This window comes from Amycolatopsis oliviviridis, assembly GCF_014654365.1.
Classification (GTDB): Bacteria; Actinomycetota; Actinomycetes; order Mycobacteriales; family Pseudonocardiaceae; genus Amycolatopsis; species Amycolatopsis oliviviridis.
In genome coordinates this window covers 326,184-350,139 of the sequence record NZ_BNAY01000002.1, presented here as the reverse complement: position 1 = coordinate 350,139, position 23,956 = coordinate 326,184, and the positions used below count along the sequence as shown (strand labels likewise).

Here is a 23,956-nt window from a genome sequence, read left to right as displayed (position 1 = left end):
CCCCGGCCCGCCGCCGCGAGGAGGACCACCGTCATGACCACCGACGAGCGGACGCTCGACTACCTCAAGCGACTGACCGCCGAACTGCGTGAGACGCGGCGCCGTCTGCGAGAAGCCGAGGAGAGCGGCTCCGAGCCCTTGGCCGTGATCGGCATGGCCTGCCGGTTCCCGGGCGGGGTCACCTCGCCGGAAGGACTGTGGGACCTCGTCGACGGCGGCGGGGACGGGATGACGGGGTTCCCGGCGAACCGGGGCTGGGACACCGACGGGCTGTACCACCCGGACCCGGAACACCGGGGCACCAGCTACAGCGATCAGGGTGGATTCCTCCACGACGCCGGGGAATTCGACGCGGGCTTCTTCGGCATCTCGCCGCGGGAAGCCCTCGCGATGGACCCGCAGCAGCGGCTGCTGCTGGAGGTCACCTGGGAGACGTTCGAACGGGCGGGGCTGGACACGGCCGCGCTGAAGGGCAGCGCCACCGGGGTGTTCGCCGGTGCGATGCGCAGTGAGTACGTCTCCGGGTTCGACGGCGGATCCGAAGAGGTGGAAGGGTTCCTGGGCACCGGCTCGTCCAACAGCGTGCTGTCGGGCCGGCTCGCCTACACCCTCGGCCTGGAGGGCCCGGCGGTCACGATCGACACGGCGTGTTCGTCGTCGCTGGTCGCGGTCCACCTCGCGGCGCACGCGCTGCGATCGGGGGAGTGCTCGCTCGCGCTGGCCGGCGGGGTCACGGTGATGGCCACGCCGGAGACGTTCGTCGAGTTCTCGCGTCAGCGCGGCATGGCGCCGAACGGGCGCTGCAAGGCGTTCGCCGCGGGCGCCGACGGCACCGGCTGGTCCGAGGGCGCGGGCATGCTCCTGCTGGAGCGGCTGTCCGACGCCCGCCGCAACGGGCACCGGATCCTCGCCGTCCTCAAGGGTTCCGCGGTCAACCAGGACGGCGCGTCCAACGGCCTCACCGCGCCCAACGGCCCGGCCCAGCAGCGCGTCATCCGTGCCGCGCTGAAGAACGCGAAGCTGACCGCCGCCGACGTCGACGCCGTCGAGGCGCACGGCACCGGCACCACCCTCGGTGACCCGATCGAGGCGCAGGCGCTGCTGGCCACCTACGGCCGCGAGCGGGAAACCCCGCTGTGGCTCGGGTCGATCAAGTCGAACATCGGGCACACGCAGGCCGCCGCGGGTGCCGCCGGGATCATCAAGATGGTCGAGGCGATGCGCCGCGGCGTCCTGCCCCGCACCCTGCACGTCGACGAGCCCTCCCCGCACGTCGACTGGACGGCCGGAGCCGTCGAACTGCTCACCGAACCGAAGCCGTGGGACACCGGCGACCGTCCGCGCCGGGCCGGGGTGTCGTCCTTCGGCATGAGCGGTACCAACGCGCACGTCATCCTGGAACAGGCCCCGTCGGACGAGGCACCGGAGCCGGAGCGGACCCCGCCCGCCGTCCAGACGTGGCCGCTTTCGGCTCGTGGTCCCGCCGCGCTGAAAGCCGCCGCCGCCGAACTTCTGTCCACTGTGGACACTGTTGACCCGCTCGACCTCGGCTGGTCGCTGGCCACCACGCGGACCGCGCTGGAAAGCCGCGCCGCGATCGTCGGCACCGGCGTGGAAGACCTCAAGGCCGGGCTGACCGCGCTCGCCGAGGGCGAACCCGCCCCCGGCGTCGTCACCGGCGAACCGCTGCTCGGCCGCACCGCGTTCCTGTTCTCCGGCATGGGCGCCCAGCGCTGCGGCATGGGCCGCGAGCTCTACGACACCTTCCCCGCGTACCGCGCCGCCTTCGACGAGGCGTGTGCCGCGCTCGACCCGCACCTCGATCGTCCGCTGGCCGGCGTCGTCTTCGGCGACGACCAGAAGCTGCTCGACCGGATGACCTTCGCCCAGCCCGCGATGTTCGCCCTGCAGGTCGCGCTGTTCCGCCTGCTGGAATCGTGGGGCGCCCGGCCGGACTACGTCGTCGGCCACTCCGCCGGTGAACTCGCCGCGGCCCACGTCGCCGGGGTCTGGGACCTGGCGGGCGCCGCGCGGATGATCACCGCGCGCGGCCGTCTGATGGAGGCGCAGCCGCCGGGCGGCGCGATGATCGGCATCCAGGCCACTGAAGAGGAGGTCGCCGCCGAACTGACCGACGGCCTCGCCATCGGCGCGCTCAACGCCCCCGACTCGGTCGTCGTCTCCGGCGAGGAGGCCGCCGCCGAGGCACTGGCCGCGAAGTTCGCCGAACGCGGCCGGAAGATCAAGCGGCTCAACATCTCCCACGCGTCCCACTCCGCGCGGATGGACGGCATGCTCGCCGAATTCGGCGCCATCGCCGAAGAGATCCCGCACGGGACGCCGACGATCCCCGTGGTTTCCAACGTGACCGGCCGTCTCGCCGGACCCGACGAGGTCACCGTGCCCGGCTACTGGCCGCGCCACGTGCGGCAGCCCGTCCGGTTCGCCGACGGCGTCGGATTCCTGCGCGGCGAAGGGGTTTCCCGGTTCGTCGAGATCGGCCCGGACGCGGTGCTGGCCGGGATGGCGGCGCGGACGCTGCCGCCGGAAGGCACCCTCGTCGTCCCGGTGCTGCGCAAGGACCGCCCCGAAGCCCTGACGGCGATGACCGTGCTCGCCGAACTGCACGTCCGCGGTGCTCGCGTCGACTGGACGACGTTCCACGAGGGCACCGGTGCCCGCACGATCGATCTGCCGACGTACCCGTTCCAGCGCGAGAACTACTGGCTGCGCGGCGGACACGGCACCGGCGATCCGGGCGGGCTCGGCCTGGCCGACGCCGCCCATCCGCTGCTGGGCGCGGCCGTCCCGCTCGCCGACGGCGCCGGGGTCGTGCTGACCGGCCGGATCTCGCCGTCGACCCACCCCTGGCTTTCCGATCACGCCGTCGCGGGCACCGTCATCGTGCCCGGCACCGCGCTGGTCGAACTCGCGCTGCGGGCCGGTGACGAAGCCGGCTGCGCGCATCTGGAAGAACTCACCCTGCGCGAGCCGATGGTCCTGGCCGGTCCGCTGGACGTCCAGGTCGTCCTGGCAGGCCCGGACGAGGGCGGCCGCCGCGCCGTCGCCGTCTACTCCCGCGCCGGTGAAGGAGCCTGGACGCTGCACGGTTCGGGAACCCTGGCCCCGCAGGCCCCGGCCGCGAACTTCGAGCTGGCCGAGTGGCCGCCGCGTGACGCCGTCGCGATCGACGTCGCCGACGTCTACCCGGTGTTCGCCGCCGCCGGACTGGAGTACGGCCCGGTCTTCCAAGGCCTCAAGTCCGCTTGGCGCCTCGGCGAGGAGATCTTCGCCGAGACCGCGTTGCCGGAAGACACCGCGAAGGCCGACGTCGAGCGCTTCGGCCTGCACCCCGCGCTGCTGGACGCCGGTCTGCACGCGATCGGCCTCATGAGCGAGGAGCCGGGCGGCGCCAAGCTGCCGTTCCTCTGGCAGGACGTCACCCTACACGCCACCGGCGCGTCCGCCCTGCGGCTGAAGCTCACCCCGGCCGCGTCCGGCGCCGTCACGTTGCGCGCCGCGGACGGCACCGGCGCGCCGGTCGTCACCATCGGCTCCCTGACCCTGCGCGAACTCGCCCCCGTCACCACGGCGACCCCTGGGCTCGACTCGCTGTTCCGCCTCGACTGGACCCCGGTGCCCACCCCGGCCGACCCGGCTGAGATCGACTGGGCGTACCACGGACGGGTCGGTGGCGGCGCCGTGCCGCCGGTCGTCGTCCTCCCGGTGTTCACCGACCCGGAGGGCGCCGGCATCGCCACCCGCGAGGTCCTCGCCGTCCTGCAGCAGTTCTCCACCGAAGACCGGTTCGCCGACGCGAAACTCGTCCTCGTCACCTGTGCCGCGATCGGTCCCGGCCGCGTCGACCCGGCGGCGGCCGCGGTCTGGGGCCTCGGCCGCTCCGCGCAAAGCGAACTCCCGGGCCGCGTCGTCCTCGTCGACACCGAGACCGGCGACCTGACCGGCACCGAACTCGCCGCCGCGCTGGCGACCGGCGAACCCCAGCTGACCTTGCGCGACGGCGGATTCGCCGCCCTGCGCCTATCGCCGGTCCCCGGGACCGACGAACTCAGCCCGCCCGCCGAACCCGCGTGGCGGCTCGGCATGGCCGCGCGCGGCACCCTGGAGGAACTGCGGCTCGAACCCTGCCCCCAGGCCCTGGAACCGCTCAAGCCCGGGCACATCCGGGTCGCCGTCGGCGCCGCGGGCCTCAACTTCCGTGACGCGCTCAACGTCCTCGGCATGTTCGAGGGCGAGCCCGGTCCGCTCGGTAACGAGATCGCCGGTGTCGTGCTCGAAGTCGGGTCCGAAGTGGACGACCTGGTGCCCGGCGATCGGGTGATGGGTGTCGCGATCGGCGGCATCGGCTCGATCACCACCGCGCAGCGCTCGATGTGCGCGCGGATCCCCGACGGCTGGACCGACGAGGAAGCCGCGTCCGTGCCGCTGGTGTTCCTCACCGCCTACTTCGGGCTCAAGGAACTCGCCGGGCTGAAGGCGGGGGAGTCCGTCCTCGTCCACGCGGGCGCCGGTGGCGTCGGCATGGCGGCGATCCAGATCGCCCGCCATCTCGGCGCCGAGGTCTACAGCACCGCCAGCCCCGCGAAGCAGCACGTGCTGCGCGAGGCCGGGCTGGACGACGGGCACATCGCCAACTCCCGCACCCTCGACTTCGAACGGCATTTCCTCGCCACCAGCGAAGGACGTGGCGTCGACGTCGTGCTCGACGCGCTCACCGGTGACTTCGTGGACGCGTCCCTGCGGCTGCTGCCGCGTGGCGGCCGGTTCCTGGAGATGGGCAAGGCGGGACTGCGCGATCCCGAAGAGGTCGCCGCGCAGCACCCCGGCGTGCACTACCGGCCCTACGACCTCATCGAGGCGGGCCCCGAGCAGTTCTCCCGCATGTGGGCCGAAGTGCTGGACCTGTTCGCGAGCGGTGTCCTGAAGCCGTTGCCGCGCCGCGTCTGGGATGTCCGCCGGGCGCCGGAGGCGTTCCGGCTGCTCAGCCAGGCCAAGCACATCGGCAAGGTCGTGCTCACCATCCCGCCCGGCCCGGAGCCCGAGGGCACCGTCCTGATCACCGGCGGAACCGGTGGTCTCGGCGCGATGCTCGCCAAGCACCTGATCGCGGAGTACGGCGTCCGGCACCTGCTGCTGACCAGCCGTCGCGGTCCTGACGCCCCCGGTGCTTCCGAGTTGTCGCAGGAGCTCGAATCCCTCGGTGCGACCGTCACCATCGCGGCCTGTGACAGCGCGGACCGCGACGCCGTCGCCGCGCTGCTCGCCGCCATCCCCGGCAAGCATCCGCTCACCGCCGTCGTCCATGCGGCCGGTGTCCTTGACGACGCCCCGATCGACGCGCTGAACTCCGAGCGCCTCGACCGCGTCCTCGCCCCGAAGGCCGACGCCGCCTGGCACCTGCACGAGCTGACCGCGGACCTGCCGCTGCGCTGGTTCGTCCAGTTCTCCTCGGCCGCCGGCGTGCTCGGCAACCCAGGGCAGGGCAACTACGCCGCCGCCAACGCCTTCCTCGACGGCCTCGCCACCCGCCGTCGCGCCGAAGGCCTTGCCGCGCAGTCCGTCGCGTGGGGCCTGTGGTCCGGCGGCATGAAGGGCGAACTCGGCGACGCGGGCGAAGAACGCATGCGCCGCAGCGGTTTCCCGCCGATCGACCCGGAAGAGGGCCTGGCGATGTTCGACCGCGCGGTCGGCCTCGACCACGCCGTCCTGCTCGGCCTCAAGTTCGACCGCGCGACCGTGCGCGGCAGCGACGCCCCGATCTCGCCGCTCATCCGCGCGCTGGTCGGCGGATCCGGCCGGGCGAAGGCCAAGACCGCCACCGCCGAGCAGGCGGGCGAACTGCGGCGCAAACTCGCCGGGCTGCCCGCGCCGGACCGCGACGAACTGCTGCTGGACCTGGTGCGCCGCGAGGTCGCGCTGGTCCTCGGCCACGCCGACGCGGCCGGGATCGCCGCGACCCGCGCGTTCAACGAAATCGGGTTCGACTCGCTCACCGCGGTCGAACTGCGCAACCGACTCGGCGCCGCGACCGGTCTCCGGCTGCCCGCGACGCTCGTCTTCGACCACCCGACGCCCGACGCGCTGAAGGTCTTCCTGCGCGGCGAACTCGTCGGGGACGAAACGCCGGCCCCGGTCGTGGTCACCCCCACCACGGCCGGGTCCGGTTCCCACGACGACCCGATCGTCATCGTCGGCATGGGCTGCCGGTACCCGGGCGAGGTCACCTCGCCCGCCGAGCTCTGGCAGCTGGTCGCCGAAGGCCGCGACGGCGTCGGGGACTTCCCGGCCGACCGCGACTGGCCCCTGGACTCGCTGTTCCACCCGGACCCCGACCACCGCGGCACCACCTACGCCTCCGAGGGTGCTTTCCTCTACGACGCGGGCGATTTCGACGCCGAGTTCTTCGGGATCTCGCCGCGCGAGGCACTGGCCATCGATCCGCAGCAACGCCAGGTCCTGGAGACCTCCTGGGAGGCGCTGGAGCGGGCGGGCATCGACCCGGCTTCCCTGCGCGGCACCAGCACCGGTGTCTTCGCCGGGGCCCTGTCCAACGACTACATCTCGCGGCTGAGCGCGATTCCCGAGCAGGTCGAAGGCTTCCTCGGCACCGCGTCCTTCAGCAGCGTCGTGTCCGGCCGCGTCGCCTACGCGCTGGGTCTCGAAGGCCCGGCCGTCTCCGTCGACACCGCCTGCTCGTCTTCGCTGGTCGCCGTCCACCTGGCCGCGCAGTCGCTGCGGTCGGGGGAGTGTTCCCTGGCGCTGGCCGGTGGCGTCAACGTGATGGCCTCGCCCGACATGTTCGTCGAGTTCTCGCGGCAGCGCGGACTAGCGCCGGACGGCCGCTGCAAGCCGTTCGCCGGGGCCGCCGACGGCACGAACTGGGCCGAAGGCGTCGGGATCCTGGTGCTGGAGCGGCTTTCCGACGCTCGCCGCAACGGACACCGCGTGCTCGCGGTCGTCAAGGGTTCGGCGGTCAACCAGGACGGCGCGTCCAACGGCCTCACCGCGCCCAACGGACCTTCGCAGCAGCGCGTGATCCGTTCGGCGCTGGCGAACGCGGGCGTCGAATCGTCCACTGTGGACGTCGTCGAGGCGCACGGCACGGGTACGCCGCTGGGCGACCCGATCGAGGCGCAGGCGCTGCTGGCCACCTATGGCCGTGACCGTGAGCGGCCGCTGCTGCTCGGCTCGGTCAAGTCCAACATCGGTCACACCCAGGCCGCCGCCGGGGTCGCCGGGATCATCAAGATGGTCGAGGCGATGAACCACGGTCTCGTCCCGGCGAGCCTGCACGTGGACGAGCCGACCCCGCACGTCGACTGGACCGCCGGTGACATCGCGCTGCTCACCGAGCAGACGTCGTGGCCGGAGACCGGTGGCCCCCGCCGCGCCGGGGTGTCGTCGTTCGGCATCAGCGGCACCAACGCCCACGTCGTCCTCGAACAGGCCCCGGCCGAAGCCGAGCCCGAGCCTTCGCGGCCGCTGCCCGTGGTGCCGCTGCTGCTTTCCGGGCGGACGCCGGACGCGCTGGCCGCACAGGCTTCCCGCCTGTCCACTGTGGACTTCACGGTCGACACCGGCTTCTCCCTCGCTACCACCCGTACTCACCACGGGTGCCGCGCGGTCGTCGTCGGCGAGCCCGGCGCCGGGCTGCGGGCGCTCGCCTCGGGCGGAGCCGCCCAAGGCGTCGTCACCGGCGAGCCCGCCTCCGGCCGTCTCGCGTTCCTGTTCACCGGACAGGGATCGCAGCGGCTCGGCATGGGACAGGGCCTCCACGCGGCCTTCCCCGCGTTCGCCAAGGCTTACGACGAGGTCGCCGCACTCCTTCCGCTCGACGGTGATCTCGGCCGGACCGGGACCGCCCAGCCCGCGATCTTCGCCCTCGAAGTCGCGCTCTACCGGCTCTTCGAGTCCTGGGGTGTGCGCCCCGCGTTCGTCGCCGGGCACTCGATCGGCGAGATCGCCGCCGCGCACGTCGCGGGCGTGTTCTCGCTGGAGGACGCGGCGAAACTGATCGAAGCGCGCGGCAGGCTGATGGAGGCGCTGCCCGAAGGCGGCGCGATGGTCGCCGTGCAGGCGACCGAGGACGAGGTCGCCGAGTTCGACGGGGTCGCCGTCGCGGCGGTCAACGGTCCGGACGCCATCGTGCTCTCGGGGGCGGAGGAGCCGGTGCTCGCCGCCGCCTCGGCGCTGGAAGCCCGCGGCCGCAAGGTGAAGCGGCTCGACGTCTCCCACGCGTTCCACTCGCCGCTGATGGACCCGATGCTCGACGACTTCGCCGAAGTCGCGCGGAGCCTGACCTACGCCGAGCCGTCGATCCCGGTCGTTTCGGCGGTCACCGGCGCTGTCGCCACCGAGCTGACCGACCCGGGCCACTGGGTGCGGCACGTGCGGGAACCGGTCCGGTTCGCCGACGCGCTCGCCGCCCTCTCGGCCGAGAACGTGACCACCTTCCTCGAAATCGGCCCGGCGGCGGTGCTTTCGGCGCTGGCCGCGGGATCCGGCGAGGCGATCCCCGCCCTGCGCGACGAGAAGGACGAGCCGGGGACCGCGGTCACCGCGCTGGCCCGGCTGCACGTCCGCGGGATCGACGTCGACTGGCCCGCGTTCTTCGCTCCCGCGAAGCCGCGCGTGATCGACCTGCCGACCTACGCCTTCCAGCACGAGCGGTACTGGCTGCGCGAGCCCGCCGTGGCACGCGTCGCAGGCGGTCTGCGTCACCCGGTCCTGGCTTCGGCCGTGACCTCGGCCGACGACGGTTCGGTCCTGTGCACCGGTGTCCTGCCCGCCGACCCGTCGGACACGCTGCTCGTCGAACTGGCAATCCGCGCCGGGGACGAGAGCGGCGCGGGCACCCTCGCCGAATTCGCCGTCGAGGCGCCGCTGACCGGCGACCGCGAGGTCCAGGTCTCCGTCGGCGCCGAGAACGACGGCCGCCGCCCGGTCTCCGTCCACACCCGGTCCGGCGCCGGCTGGCAGCGGCACGGCACCGGATTCCTGGTCGCCGCCCCGGCCCCGGCGCCGCGGGTCCCGGAAGGCACGCTGACCGAGCTGACCCTGCCGGACGACAGCGCGCAGCTGTACGGCCTGCACCCGAGCCTGCTCGACCCGGTCCTGGTCGAACGCGGCTGGCCGGTCGCCTGGCGGAACGTGACCCTGCACGCCACCGGCGCCACCACCGTCAGGGCGCACCTGAGCCCGGCGGGGGAGCTGGCGGTGTTCGACCTCGCGGGAGCCCCGGTGCTGTCCGCCGAGGTGACCTTCGGCGAGCGCCCGGCCGCCGTGACGGAGCCGAGCGAGTCCCTGCACCGGATCGTCTGGGCGCCGGTTCCGGCGGGCGACACCGAAACGTCGTGGACCCGCCGCGAGGACGTCGGCGCGGAACTGCCCGGCGCGGTCGTGCTCGAACTCGCCGAACCGGCCGGGAACGTGGCCGACGCGGCGCGTTCGGCGACCGCGACCGTGCTCGCCGCGCTGCAGGAGTGGCTCACCGAGCCGAAGTACGCGGACACCCGTCTGGTCGTGCTGACCGCCGGTGCCGTCGCACTGTCCGAAGAGGACGGTGCGGATCCGGCCGCCGCCGCGGTCTGGGGTCTGGTGCGGGCGGCGCAGTCGGAGAACCCGGGCCGGTTCGTCCTCGTCGACGGCGACGGTGACACCGCGATCCTCGGCAAGGCACTGGCCACCGGCGAAGACCAGCTGCTGCTGCGTGAAGGCAGGCTGTACGCGCCGAAACTGGCGCTGGTGCGCGCTCAAGCCACCGAGGCTCCGGCCTTGGCGGGCGGGGCGGTGCTCGTCACCGGCGGCACCGGCGGGCTCGGTGCCCACCTCGCGCGTCACCTGGTCCAGGCACACGGCGTCACGGAACTCGTGCTCACGAGCCGGCGCGGTCCGGACGCCCCGGGCGCGGCCGAGTTGTCCGACGAGCTGACGGCGCTCGGCGCGAGCGTCCGGATCGAAGCCTGCGACGTCGCCGACCGCGCCGCCGTCGAAACCGTCCTGGCCGGGATCCCCCGGCTGAGCGGGGTCGTGCACGCGGCCGGTGTCCTCGACGACGGCCTCGTCGGCGCGCTCACCCCGGAGCGGCTCGCGACCGTGTTCGGTCCCAAGGCCGCCGCCGCTTGGCATCTGCACGAGCTGACCAAGGGCCACGAGCTCGCGGCGTTCGTCCTGTTCTCCTCGGCCGCCGGGGTCTTCGGCAACGCCGGGCAGGGCAACTACGCCGCCGCCAACGCCTTCCTCGACGGTCTCGCCGTGCACCGCCGGGCGCTCGGCCTGCCCGCCCGCTCGCTGGCCTGGGGCCGCTGGGCGGACGGCATGGGCGGGGCGCTGGGCACCCAGGCGGGGCAACGCTTGAGCCGGAACGGTTTCCCCGCGCTCAGCCTGGACGAAGGGCTGGCGCTGTTCGACGCGGCACTGGCCGCGGACGTGGCCGCGTCGGTCCCGGTGAAGCTCGACAAGTCCGGTCTCGCCGACGCCGCCGCTGCCGGGCAGCTCCCGCCCGTCCTGCGCGATCTGGTGCCCGCGGTCCGGCGCACCGCCGCGGCCGCCGACGCCGGCGCGCTGCGGCTCAAGCTCACTGGACTGGCAGAGTCCGAGCAGGAACGCGCGCTGCTCGACCTGGTGCGAGGACAGGCCGCGGCCGTGCTCGGACACGCCGGGGCGGCCGCGATCGCCCCCGGCCGCGGCTTCCTCGACCTCGGGTTCGACTCGCTCACCGCGGTCGAGTTCCGGACCGCGCTGGCCGCCGCGACCGGCCTCACCCTGCCCACGACGGTCGTCTTCGATTACCCGGCGCCCGACGCGCTGGCCAAGTACCTCCAGACCGAACTCGCCCCCGAGACCGGCGCGGGCGCCGCGGTGACCGAACAGATCACCCGGCTCGAAGCGCTGCTCGACGGGGCAGACCCCGGCGACGCGGAGATCGACGGACGGCTGAAGCGGCTGGTGGCGGCCTGGACGGCGAAGAAGCCCGCGCACGCCACCGCCGACCTCGACGCCGCTTCCCCGGACGACCTCCTCGCGCTGATCGACGACGAGTTCGGCCCGCGCTGACATCCGCCGACAGACACTCAGGAGCCGTGACCCATGCCTTCGGAAGAGCAGTACGTCGACTACCTCAAGCGGATGGCGGCCGACCTGCGGGAAAGCCGCCGCGAGCTGGCGGACGCGCGGGAGAAGGAGACCGAGCCCATCGCGATCGTCGCGATGAGCTGCCGGTTCCCCGGCGGCGTCCGCACCCCGGAACAGCTGTGGGAGCTGGTCGACGGCGGCGGTGACGCGATCTCGCCGTTCCCCGCCGACCGCGGCTGGGACACCGACGCGATCCACGATCTCGACCCGTCCGTCCCCGGCACCAGCTACGTCCGCGAGGGCGGCTTCCTGCACGACGCCGCGGAGTTCGACAACGAGCTGTTCGGCATCTCGCCGCGTGAGGCCGAGGCGACCGACCCGCAGCAGCGGCTGCTGCTGGAGACCGCGTGGGAGGCCGTCGAGCGGGCCGGGATCGACCCGCTTTCGCTGAAGGGCAGCGCCACCGGTGTGTTCGCGGGCGTCGGGTTCACCGACTACGCGTCGCGGCTGACCGCGCTGCCCGAGGAACACGAGGGCTACCTCGGCATCGGCACCTCCGGCAGTGTGGTGTCCGGCCGCGTCTCCTACGCACTGGGCCTCGAAGGACCGTCGGTGTCGATCGACACGGCCTGCTCGTCTTCGCTGGTCGCGGTCCACCTCGCCGCCCGCGCGCTGCGGTCGGGGGAGTGCACGCTGGCGCTGGCCGGCGGGGTCACGGTGATGGCGACGCCGGGCGCGTTCGTCGAGTTCTCGCGGCAGCGGGGCCTCGCGCCGGACGGCCGCTGCAAGCCGTTCGCGGCCGCCGCCGACGGCACGAACTGGGCCGAGGGCGCCGGGATGCTGGTGCTGGAACGTCTTTCCGACGCGCGCCGCCACGGTCACCCGGTCCTCGCGCTCGTCCGCGGCAGCGCGGTCAACTCCGACGGCGCCTCCAGCGGCCTGACCGCCCCGAACGGCCCGTCCCAGCAACGCGTGATCCGCGCCGCACTCGCGAACGCCGGGGTCGAAGCGTCCACTGTGGACGTCGTCGAGGCACACGGCACCGGGACCGCGCTGGGTGACCCGATCGAGGCGCAGGCGCTGCTGGCCACCTACGGCCGGGACCGGGAAACGCCGCTGTGGCTGGGTTCGGTGAAGTCCAACATCGGCCACACGCAGGCCGCCGCCGGGCTCGCCGGCATCGTCAAGCTGGTCGAGGCGATGCGGCACGCCACGCTGCCCGCGACCCTGCACGTCGACGCGCCGTCCCCGCACGTGGACTGGTCGGCAGGCTCGGTGGAACTGCTCGACAAGGCCCGCCCCTGGACCGCGACGGACCGGCCGCGCCGAGCGGGTGTGTCGTCGTTCGGGATCAGCGGTACCAACGCGCACGTCATCCTTGAGCAGCCCGCCGAAGAGGGCGCCGCGGACCGCGAGATCGTGGCGCCGCCGGTGGTCCCCTACGTCCTGTCCGGCGCCTCGCCCGCCGCCGTCCGCGCACAGGCGGCCGCGTTGTTGTCCACTGTGGACGAATCCGGCGCCGAACCGGTCGACGTCGCGCTTTCCCTCGCCACCACCCGCGCCGGGATGGAGCACCGCGCGGTCATCACCGGTGCCGATCGAGCCGAGCTGGCCGCCGGTCTTCGTGCCCTCGCGGGCGGTGAAGCGGGAACGGTCACCGGCAGCGGCACCGCCGGCCGCCTGGCCGTGCTGTTCACCGGTCAGGGCTCGCAGCGGCTCGGCATGGGCCGCCGTCTCCACGACTGCTTCCCGGTGTTCGCCGAGGCCTTCGACGAGGCCTGCGCACACCTGCCCGACGTGCGGGAGGTCGTGTTCGGCGCCGACGCCGCGCGCCTCGACCGCACCGAATTCGCCCAGCCCGCGCTGTTCGCCTTCGAGATCGCGCTCTTCCGGCTCGTCACGTCCTGGGGTGTCAGCCCGGACTTCCTCGCCGGGCACTCGGTCGGCGAGATCGCGGCCGCCCACGTCGCCGGGGTGCTTTCCCTGGAGGACGCCGCTCGCCTGGTCTCCGCGCGTGGCCGCTTGATGCAGGCGCTGCCCGAGGGCGGCGCGATGATCGCGCTGGAGGCGACCGAGGACGAGGTCCGCCCGTACCTGTCCGACGACGTCGCGCTCGCGGCGGTCAACGGCCCGCGCGCGGTCGTCCTGTCCGGCGCCGAGGCGGCGACGACCGCTGTCGCCGAACGGTTCCCGGGCCGCCGCACGACCCGGCTCTCCGTGTCCCACGCCTTCCACTCGGCGCTGATGGAGCCGATGCTCGCCGAGTTCGCCGCCGTCGCGCGGACCCTGACCTACCGCGAGCCCACGATCCCGGTCGTGTCGGCGCTGACCGGCGAACTCGCCGACCGGCTCACCGATCCGGAGTACTGGGCCGAGCACGTCCGCGGTACCGTCCGGTTCGCCGACGCGGTGGAAACCCTGCACGGTCAAGGCGTCACCACGTTCCTCGAACTCGGTCCGGACGCAGGCCTCACTCCGATGGGCCGTTCCGTGCGCCCCGATGGCGCTGTTTTCGCAGCGGCCCAGCGCAAGGATCGCGACCAGGCCGCCACGCTCGTCACCGCGCTGGGCCTGATCCACGCCCACGGCGCCCGCGTCGACTGGTCCGCCTACCTCGGCGGAAGCGGGGCTCGGGTGGTCACGCTGCCGACGTATCCGTTCCAGCGCAAGCGTTTCTGGCTGGAGGACCCGGGTGTGGACGTGGTCGCCGCCGAGGACGGCCGGTTCTGGTCGGTCGTCGAGTCCGGCGACGTCGGCGAGTTCGCCGCCGAACTGAAGCTGTCCGACGTCGAAGCTCCGCTCGGCACCGTCCTGCCCGCGCTGTCACGTTATCGCCGTGCCCGGTCGCTGGCGGCCGAAGCGACGTCGCTGGCCTACCACGTCCGCTGGCAGCCCTTCACCCCCGCGACGACCACGGCCACCGGACGCTGGCTGCTCGTCACCTCCACGCGGGAGCACCCGTGGATCGAGACCGCCACCGAGGCCCTGGCCGGTGCCGAGGTGCGGCGGCTCGTCGTGGAGAGCCCCGACCACATCGCCCTGCCCGATGAGGCGTTCGACGGCATCCTGTCCCTGCTGGCCCTCGACGAGACCGAAACCGACGGATTGTCGTTCGGTGCCGAAGCCACCATGTCGCTGGTCCGCGAGCTGGCCGCCCGTGACCCGCAGGGTCCACTGTGGACGCTCACTCGCGGCGCGGTCTCGACCGGCGCCCACGACGTACCCGACTCACCCGAACAGGCCCAGCTGTGGGGCTTCGGCCGCGCGGCGGCGCTGGAGAACCCGCAGGCGTGGGGCGGTCTCGTCGACGTCCCGGCCGAGCCGGGGGAGCGGACCGTCGCTCTTCTGCGCGGCGTCCTCACCGGTCCTCGCGGTGAGGACCAGGTCGCCGTCCGGGTCACCGGCGCCTTCGGCAGGCGGCTCGCGCACGCCGAACCCGCCGAGGCCAAGCGGTCCTGGCAGCCGCGCGGCACCGTGCTCGTCACCGGCGGGACCGGCGGACTCGGCGGGATCGTCGCCCGCTGGCTGGTCGACCACGGCGCCGAGCACGTCGTTCTCGTTTCCCGCCAAGGACAAGACGCTCCCGGCGCCGACGAACTCCTCGGCGACCTCGGGACGAGGGTCACCATCGCAGCCTGCGACGTCGCCGACCGGGATGCCCTCGCGGCCGTCATCCAGCCGATCCGTGAAGATCTCCGCGCCGTCTTCCACCTCGCCGGTGTCCTCGAACTCGGCCTCATCGAGATGATGGACCGCACGCGCTACGCCGACGTCCTCCGCCCGAAGGTCGCCGGGACACGCAACCTCGAAGAACTGACCGAAGGACTCGACCTCGACGCCTTCGTCCTGTTCTCCTCGATCGCCGCCTCCATCGGCAACGCGGTCCAGAGCGCTTACGGCGCCGCGAACGCGCATCTCGAAGCCGTCGCGCAGCGGCGCCGCGCGAACGGCCTGCCCGCGACGTCGATCGCGTGGGGCCGCTGGGGTCGCGTCGGCATGGGCGTCGGCGCGGATCTCGACGAACTGCTCAGCGGGCTCGGCGTCCCGGCCATGGCGCCGGAGACCGGTCTGGTCGCGCTCGGCCAGGCGCTGGATCGCGACGAGACCGCACTGACCGTCGCCGAACTGACCTGGGAGAAGTTCGCCCCGCCGTTCGCGGCTCTGCGCCCGAGCCCGCTGCTGGCCGACCTTCCCGAGGTCGTCGCCATCGCCGAGGCCGAAGCCGCTCAAGCCGCCGAGGGCGCGGAAACCGCCGACGCCTGGCGCACCCGCCTCGCCGGACTGCCCGAGGCCGAACGCGAACGGGTCATCACCGAACTGGTCCTGACCCACACCGCGGCCGTGCTCGGGCACACCGACGGCGTCCCGGCCGGGCAGCAGTTCACCAAACTGGGCATCGATTCGCTCACCGCCATCGAACTGCGCGGCCGGATCAACACCGAGACCGGGCTGGCGCTCCCGCCGACGATGGTGTTCGACCACGCGACCCCGGCCGCGCTCGCCGCGCATCTGCTGGCCGCGCTCACCCCGGCCGCCGAGGAGACGCGGACCGTCGTCACCGGACCGGCCGCCGCGGGCCAGGACGTCGCCGTCGTCGGCCTCTCGTGCCGCTTCGCCGGCGGCAGTGACACCCCGGAGAAGTTCTGGCAGAACCTGGTTCAGGGCAAGGACTTGGTCCGAGAGGTCCCGCCGGACCGCTGGACCGCCGCCGACTACTACGACCCCGACCGCACCGCGCCGGGCAAGGCGTACACGCAGCAGGGCGCGTTCGTCAACGACATCGCCGGCTGGGACGCGGCGTTCTTCGGCCTGTCGCCACAGGAAGCGCGGCGGCTCGACCCGACCTTCCGCCTGCTCATGGAGCTGGTGTGGGAAGGCATCGAGGACGCCGGGCTCACCGCCGACGAACTGCGCGGCAGCCGCACCGGCGTGTTCGCCGGGCTGATCGACACCATGCAGTACAGCATGCGGCAGCTCGAAGCCGACGGCATGGACGCGGCCGACGACCCCTACTTCGGGCTCGGCAGCTCGCTTTCCGCCGCCGCCGGGCGCATCGCGCATCTGCTCGACCTGCGCGGGCCCTGCCTGACCGTCGACACGGCCTGCTCGTCGGCGCTCAGCGCGGCGCATCTGGCCGTGCAGAGCCTCCGCCGCGGCGAATGCGACATCGCGATCGTCGGCGCCGCGTCGGCGATGATCAACCCGGACGTCTTCATCCAGTCCTGCAAGATGAGCATGCTCGCCGCCGACGGCCGCACCAAGACCTTCGACGAGAGCGCCGACGGTTACGTCATCGGCGAAGGCGGCGGCGTCGTGGTGCTCCGCCGGGCGGGCGAGGTCGGCCAGGGCAGGCGGACCCGCGCGGTCATCCGCGGCACCGCGACCAACCAGGACGGCCGCAGCAACGGGCTCACCGCGCCCAACCGCGCGGCGCAGAACGCGGTCATCCGCGCGGCGCTCGCCGACGCCGGGGTCACCCCCGACGAGATCGGCTACGTCGAAGCGCACGGCTCCGGCACGCAACTCGGCGACGCGATCGAGTTCACCGCGCTCGGCGAGATCTTCGGCGAGCGGACCGCGCCCGAGCCGCTCTACGTCGGCGCGGTCAAGACGAACGTCGGCCACACGCTCGCCGCGGCGGGGATGGCCGGGCTGATCAAAACCGTGCTGTCCCTGGAAAACGGCACCCTGCCGGGCAACCTGCACATGAGCACGCCGAACTCGGTCGTCACCGTGGACGGCACCGTCCGCCCGGTCCCCGAGGCGCGGCCCTTCCCGGCCAACGCCGCCGGGGTGCTGCGCGCGGGTGTCAGCTCCTTCGGCTGGTCCGGTTCCAACGTGCACTTCGTCCTCGACCAGGCCGCACCGGCTCCGACGGCCACTCCCGGCGTGGAATGGCAGCTGCTCACGGTGTCCGGGCAGAGCGAAGCCGGGCTGCGCGCCAACGCCGAGGCACTGGCCGACCACCTGACCGAAGACGTCGAACTCGCCGACGTCGCCTTCACCACCCAAGCCGGGCGCAGCGCCCTTCCGCTCCGCAAGGCGGTGCTCGTTCGCGACCACGCCGACGCCGCCACGGCACTGCGCGCGGTCACCGACGGCTCGGCCGTCACCGACAAGCGGCGCTTCGGCCTGCTGCTGCCCGGCACCCGCGGCGCGTGGCAGGGCACGACCGACGAGCTGTACCGCACCGAACTCGCGTTCCGCGCCGCGATCGACGAATGCGCGGCCCTGCTGGACGGCCGCGCCGACCTGCTCGGCGCGCTCTACGGCACGGCCGAGGCCGACGAACGGGCCGTGGTCTTCGCCGTCGAGTACGCCTTCACCCGGCTGCTGGCCGCGTGGGGCCTCGAACCGGCCGTGCTGCTCGGACGCGGGACCGGCGAGTGTGTCGCCGCCGTCGCGGGCGGGTTGTTCGGCCTCGGAGAAGGCCTCGAACTCGCGCTCGGCGGAGGAGTTCCGCAGGCGGGAACCCCAGTGGTGCCGGTGATCTCGCCGCGCACCGGCACGGTGCTCACCGCAGCCGAGGCCGCCGATCCGGCGCATTGGCGGATCGCGGACGACCGCTTCGAAGACGGCCTGCTGGCGCTGGCCAAGTACGCCGGGGTCCTGGTCGAAGCCGGACTCGGTGACGAGGGCGCCGAGGCGGCGGGCCGCTACCTGCCGCAGACGCCGGTGGTCTCCCTGCTGCCGGAGCCGGTGGCCGGCGCCGGACGAAGTGCCTGGCTGACCGCGCTCGGCGCACTCTGGGAGCATGGCGTCCAGATCGGCTGGGCGGACGGCGCCGGACCGGACCGCCGGTTCGTCTCCCTGCCCGGCTACCGCTTCCAGCGCACCCGCTACTGGCCCGACGTCGCCTCGCGGGGCACCGGCTGGTCGCTCAACCAGATGTCCGCCGGTGAGCCGCAGCCGGAGACGCCGGTCCGCGACGGTTTGGCCGCGCACACGCCGACCTGGCGCCGGGACAGCACGCGCCGGGTGCCCGCGACCCCGGGCGAGCTGGTCCTGTTCGCCGACCCGGGCGCGTTCGCTGACGGTTTCGCGGCCGCGGCGGAAGCGGCCGGGCATCGTGTCACGGTCGCTTCCGATGTGGACGCTGTGGACCGCCAGGTGCTCGCGGGGGACGGACCGCTCCGGATCGTCCACGCTCTCGGGCTCACCGCGAGCGGCCTCGAATCCGGCTTCTACAGCCTTCTGGAACTCGGCAAGGCCATCGGAGCCGAATGCGCGGGCCGCCGTGTCGACCTGCTTTCCTTGGGACACAACGGCTTCGACGTCCTCGGCGGGGACGCCACCGACGCCTTCGCCCCGACCATCGCCGCGACGACCGACGCGATCGCCGCCGAGTACCCGCTGGTCCACGCGCAGTACGCGGACTTCGAGCGGGCCGGTGACAAGGTCGCCCAGGCCGTCCACGAGCTCGACCTGCTCGCGGCGTCCACAGTGGACACCGTTGACGGGGTCGCGGTCGCCGCCTGGCGCGGCGGACGGCGCTGGCTGCGCGGTTTCGACGTCGTCGAGCTGCCCGAGACCGACGACGCGCTGGCCTGGAAGCCCGGCGGGACCTACCTGATCACCGGCGGTCTCGGCGTCCTCGGCCTGGCGCTGGCCAGGCGGCTCGCGCCGCTGGGCGTGAACCTCGCGCTGGCAGGCCGTTCCGAGCTGCCGCCGGAGGAGACCTGGGACGACTGGATCTCCGACCACGGCGTCGACGACCGCACCAGCGAAGTCCTGCTGGCGGTCCGGGACCTGCGTGCCCTCGGCGCCGACGTCCTGACGCTGCGCGCCGACGTCAGCGCGCCCGGTGAGGCCGCCGCGCTGCTGGCGGAGGTTCGCGGCTACTTCGGTTACCTCGACGGCGTCGTGCACGCCGCCGGGATCGCCGGTGGTGGCCTGCTGCAGAACAAGACCCGCGAACAGGCGGCCGCGGTGCTGGCGCCGAAGATCGACGGCACCCTCGCCCTGACCGAGGCGCTGCGCGTCGAACCGGTCGACCTGCTGGTCCTGTACTCCTCGACGGTGACGCTCACCGTCGGCGTCGGCGAGATCGACTACTCGGCGGCCAACGCCTTCCTCGACGGGGTCGCCTCGGCCTCGGCGGGGGGACGGGGTCCCGCGAAGCAGGTCGTGTCGGTCGCCTGGGGCCCCTGGCAGCTGGACGCCTGGACGGCGTCCGGGCTCTCGGGTTCCGCCGAAGCGCAGGAGGGCTCGCGCAAGTTCCGCGAGGAGTTCGGCATCGGCGCCGAGGAAGGCACCGAACTGCTGTCGCGGATCGTCGCCTCCGGCGAGCCGCTGGTGACCGTGCTGCCGCTCCCGCTGACCGACGTGCTGGCCGCGCTCGCCCGGATGGGTTCGGTCGACGCGCTGGTCGGCGCCGACGCCGCGATCCCCACCGGCGAGCGGTATCCGCGGCCCGAGCTGCGCACCGCGTACGTCGCCCCGCGCACCCCGGCGGAGGTGCGGGTCGCCGCCGCCTGGTGCGACTGCCTCGGCCTGGAAGAGGTCGGCGTGCACGACCCGTTCTTCGACCTCGGCGGCACTTCGCTGATCGGCCTGGTGCTGATCGGCCGCGTCGCCAAGGAGTTCGGCGTCGAACTCGCGCCGGCGAGCCTGTTCGAGAAACCGACCATCGCCGAATTCGTCACGCTCCTCGGCGAGCAGTCCCCGGCGGCCGCCGAGCCGGCCGGGGTCGCCGAAGACGTCTCCGCCCGCGGCGAACGCCGCCGCGCCCGCACCGCGAAGCTCCGCAAGCGCCCGAGCCGGACCGGAAGGTGAACCACCCCATGACCACGCGAGAACGGGATACCGGCGACGACATCGCGATCGTCGGCATGGCCGGGAACTTCCCCGGCGCGGCCGACATCGGCAAGTTCTGGGCCGACCTGTGCGCCGGCCGCGACGGCATCACCCGGATGACCCGCGCCGAGCTGCTCGCCGCCGGGGTCCCGGCCGAAGTGGCCGACGACCCCGCGTTCGTCCCCGCGGCGGGCCTGATCCCCGGGATCGACCGCTTCGACGCGGATTTCTTCGGCTACAACCGGACCGACGCCGAACTGCTCGACCCGCAGCACCGGCTGTTCCTCGAATGCGCGTGGCACGCGCTGGAGGACGCGGGCGTCGACCCGGACCGGATCGAAGGCCTCGCCGGGGTGTTCGCCGGTGGTGCCCCGAGTACCTACCTGCTGTCGAACCTGCTCTCCAACGACGTCACCGCGCTGACCGTCGGACCGGACCAGCTGATCCTGCAGAACGAAAAGGACCTGATCGCGTCCCGGCTGTCGTACGCGCTGGACCTGACCGGACCGTCGGTCAGCGTCCAGAGCTGCAGCTCGACCGCGCTCGCCGCCGTCGCGCAGGGCTGCTCCAGCCTGCTCACCGGCGAGTCCGACCTGGTGATCTCCGGCTCGGTTTCCGTTGTCGTGCCCCAGGAACCGGGCTATCTCTACCGCGAGGGCAGCCGGTTCGCGCCGGACGGCATCAACCGGATCCTCGACGCGGGAGCCAACGGCAAGGTGCCCGGCAACGGTCTCGGCGTCGTCGTGCTGCGGCGGCTGGAGGACGCGCTGGCCGACGGAGACCGGGTTTACGCGGTGATCCGCGGCTGGGCCATCCACCACGAGGGCAACCGGGCGCGGCAGGGGTTCAACCTGCCGGGCGTGCCCGGCCAGGCCGCCGTCGTCGCCGAGGCGATGGCCGCCGCCGACGTCGAACCCGGCGAGATCGACCACATCGAAGTGTCCACTTTGGGCACTCCGTTCGGCGATGTCGCCGAGATCTCGGCGCTGCAGAAGATCTTCGACGTCGACGCCGTCGAGCGGATCACGCTCGGCTCGATCGACGCGAACCTCGGGCACATCAACCAGGCGGGCGGCATCGCCCGGCTGATCAAGGCCGCGCTGGCGCTGCATCACGAGAAGCTGCCGCCCGCGGTCAACTTCGAGAAGCCGAACCCGCAGCTGGCCCACAGCGGCGACAAGCTCGTCGTGCAGACGGAACTGGGTGACTGGCCGCGCGGCGAACGGCCCCGGCTGGCCGGGGTCAGCGCGTACGGTTTCGGCGGCACCGACGCCCACGTCGTCATCGAGGAAGCGCCGGAGGACTGCCCGGAGCGTCCGGCCGCCCGGCCGCATCAGCTGCTCGCGTGGTCCGCGCGGACTCCCGAGGCGGCCGACGCGATGACCGGCAGGCTCGCCGCCCACCGTCCTGAGTGGACGGACCTGGCCGACGTCGCCTACACGCTGCACAATGGCCGCAAGGCGTTCGAGCACCGGCGGATGATCGTGGTGTCCTCTGTGGACGACGCCGCCGACGCGTTCGCGTCCGAGACCCGCGTGGTCGCCGAGGCGGACTCGAAGCCGAGGCAGGCGGGCTTCCTGCTGACCGGGGTCGGCGAGCAGTACCGCGGCATGGCAGGCGGCCTGTACGACAGCGAGCCGGAGTTCAAGGCCGCCGTCGACGAATGCGCCGAGCTGTTCAAGGCCCATCTCGGCACCGACCCGACGGCGAGCCTGCACGGCGAACGCGGTGCCGACGGCGGGGACCTGGCCCGGCTGCTGGGCCGCGTCACCGACGCCGAGGACGCGGCGCCGTCCGTCACCCAGCCCGCCGTGTTCACCCTCGGCTACGCGCTCGGCCGCCTGCTGCGCGCCTGGGGTGTCCAGCCGTCGGTGCTCGCCGGGTACAGCGTCGGCGAGTTCGCCGCGGCGACGCTCGCGGGCGCTCTCACGCTGGCGGAGGCGACCGCCCTGGTGGCCACCCGCGCGAAACTGATCGAAAAGCTGCCCGAGGGTGCGATGGCAGCCGTGCCGCTGGGCGCCTCGGAACTCACCGCGCTGGTGGGTGACGTGACCGCGTTCGGTGTCGACGTCGCCGCGGTGAACGGGCCGCGGATGATCGTCGTCTCCGGTGCCGCCGAAGGTGTCGAGAAGCTGACCGCCGCGCTCGCCGAACACGGCGTCCCGGCCCGGCCGCTGCGCACGTCCCACGCCTTCCACTCGCGCGCCCTGCGCCCCGCCGCCGCCGAACTGACCGCGTGGGCGCGGAAGAACCTCACCCCGCGCGAGCCGGAAGTGCCCTACCTGTCGAACGTCACCGGCGCGCCGATCACCGCGAAGCAGCTGAACGATCCCGGGTACTGGGCCGAGCACATGTGCCGTCCCGTGCGCTTCGCCGCGATGATCGAGCATCTTGCCAGTACTTCCCCGGATACCGTGTTGCTGGAACTGGGAGCCGGGCAGTCGCTCGGCTCGATGTTCCGCGGCCATCCCGATTTCCCCCAGACTTCGTGGTCGCTGCTGGTACCCACCCTGCCCGGCGAGGCCGACCCCCGCCAGGACACGGCCGTGCTCACCGAAGCGCTCGGCCGGGCCTGGCTCTCCGGGGCGGACATCGACTGGCGGGCCTATCACGACGGCCGTGACCCGCGGAAGACCACGTTGCCCGGTTATCCGTTCCAGCGCGACCGCTACTGGATCGAGCCGACCGAAGCCGCCGCCGACGTCGCCCTCGGCGCCCGGTCGACCCGGCCGGTCTACCTGATCGAAGGCGAACTGGACGTCACCGCCCGGGATCTGGCCGCCCGCCTGGGCACCGAACTGGGCGCGACCGTCTTGTTCGCCGAAGAGCACCCCGGCGGTGCCGACGCGGTGCGGGCCGCCCACGGCCGGCTCGACGGCGTGCTGGACCTGACCACGAGCAACGCAGCCAAGGAGGAACGATGACCCTCGTCGGAGTCGTCGGCGCCGGTGTGATGGGCACCGGGGTCGCGCAGAATCTCGCCACCAGCGGGCACGAGGCCGTGCTCATCGACGTCGACCCGGGCAAGCTGGCCGACGCCCGCGACCGGATCGAGCTCGAATGCCGGATGAGCCGCATGCTCGGCGGCCCGGAGATCGACGCGGAGGCCGTACTCGGCCGGATCACCTTCGGCACCGAGCTCGAACTCCTCGCCGAGGCCGAGGTCGTGATCGAGAACATCACCGAGAACTGGGACCTGAAGTCCCGGCTCTACCCGAAACTCGACGAGGCCTGCAAGGTCGACACCGTGTTCGTCGTCAACACCTCCGCCATCCCGATCACCAAGGTCGCCGCGCTCACCCAGCGCCAGGACAAGGTGATGGGCGTCCACTTCATGAACCCCGTGCCGATGAAGCCGTCGTGCGAGTTCATCCCCGGCTACCACACCAGCGAGTCCACGAAGGACATCGTCCGCGAGCTGCTGCTGTCGATGGGGAAGAAGCCGATCCCGGTCAACGACGCCTCCGGATTCGTCTCCAACCGCGTGCTCATGCTCACCGTCAACGAGGCCGCTTTCCTCGTCCATGAGGGAGTCGCGGACGCGGAGACGGTCGACGAGGTCTTCCGCGGCTGCTTCGGGCACCCGATGGGCCCGCTCGAGACCGCCGACCTGATCGGCGTCGACACGATCCTCTACAGCGTCGAGGTGCTCTACGACGAGTTCAACGACAGCAAGTACCGCCCCTGCCCGCTGCTCAAGCAGATGACCGCGGCCGGGCTGCACGGCCGCAAGAGCGGCAAGGGTTTCTACAACTACAGCGGCTGACCCGCGGCCGACGACCATCTTCCTTTTACGAGAGAGGCATCCACCATGTCGCAGGACGTCCGCGGCGAGATCCGCGCCTTCATCGGGGCGAAGTTCCCCAGCCTGTCGTTCACCGACGAACAGGACATCTTCGCACTGGGTTTCGTGAACTCCCTGTTCGCGATGGAGCTGGTCATGTTCATCGAGAAGGCGTTCGCCACGCGGATCCCCAACGAGGAGCTGAAGCTGGACAACTTCCGCAGCGTCACGCGGATGACCGAGCTGGTCGAGCGGCGCACCGCCGCGGCCGCGCACTGAACG

The 23,956-nt window shown here is 72.9% G+C and carries 5 protein-coding genes; all 5 read left to right on the top strand.

Going from position 1 to position 23,956, the window contains the following annotated elements; all coding sequences use genetic code 11:
• Window positions 1-33: 33 nt before the first annotated feature.
• From IE302_RS08990 to IE302_RS08970, 5 genes are read left to right on the top strand one after another with little or no spacing between them, the layout of a single operon-like run.
• Window positions 34-11,076, top strand: coding sequence for a type I polyketide synthase (locus tag IE302_RS08990; protein ID WP_191253721.1), 11,043 nt, complete (start codon window positions 34-36; stop codon window positions 11,074-11,076).
• A 33-nt stretch (window positions 11,077-11,109) separates the two neighbouring features.
• Window positions 11,110-19,869 carry a type I polyketide synthase gene (locus tag IE302_RS08985; protein WP_191253719.1) on the top strand — a complete coding sequence of 2,920 codons (8,760 nt, stop codon included), beginning with the start codon at window positions 11,110-11,112 and terminating at the stop codon, window positions 19,867-19,869.
• An 8-nt stretch (window positions 19,870-19,877) separates the two neighbouring features.
• Window positions 19,878-22,814: a type I polyketide synthase gene (locus IE302_RS08980; protein WP_191253717.1), complete on the top strand. Its 2,937-nt coding sequence runs from the start codon at window positions 19,878-19,880 to the stop codon at window positions 22,812-22,814.
• Entirely contained in the window at window positions 22,811-23,656 is an 846-nt protein-coding gene (locus tag IE302_RS08975; protein WP_191253715.1) for a 3-hydroxyacyl-CoA dehydrogenase family protein, read from the top strand. The genes IE302_RS08980 and IE302_RS08975 overlap by 4 nt, the downstream gene beginning before the upstream one ends.
• 45 nt (window positions 23,657-23,701) lie before the next feature.
• Window positions 23,702-23,953, top strand: coding sequence for an acyl carrier protein (locus IE302_RS08970; protein WP_191253713.1), 252 nt, complete (start codon window positions 23,702-23,704; stop codon window positions 23,951-23,953).
• The last annotated feature ends 3 nt before the right edge of the window (window positions 23,954-23,956 follow it).

What these genes read in the sequence shown, in the direction of transcription:
- IE302_RS08990 (WP_191253721.1), top strand. Translation starts at nt 34, where the DNA reads ATGACCACCGACGAGCGGACGCTCGACTACCTCAAGCGACTGACCGCC.
- IE302_RS08985 (WP_191253719.1), top strand. Translation starts at nt 11,110, where the DNA reads ATGCCTTCGGAAGAGCAGTACGTCGACTACCTCAAGCGGATGGCGGCC.
- IE302_RS08980 (WP_191253717.1), top strand. Translation starts at nt 19,878, where the DNA reads ATGACCACGCGAGAACGGGATACCGGCGACGACATCGCGATCGTCGGC.
- IE302_RS08975 (WP_191253715.1), top strand. Translation starts at nt 22,811, where the DNA reads ATGACCCTCGTCGGAGTCGTCGGCGCCGGTGTGATGGGCACCGGGGTC.
- IE302_RS08970 (WP_191253713.1), top strand. Translation starts at nt 23,702, where the DNA reads ATGTCGCAGGACGTCCGCGGCGAGATCCGCGCCTTCATCGGGGCGAAG.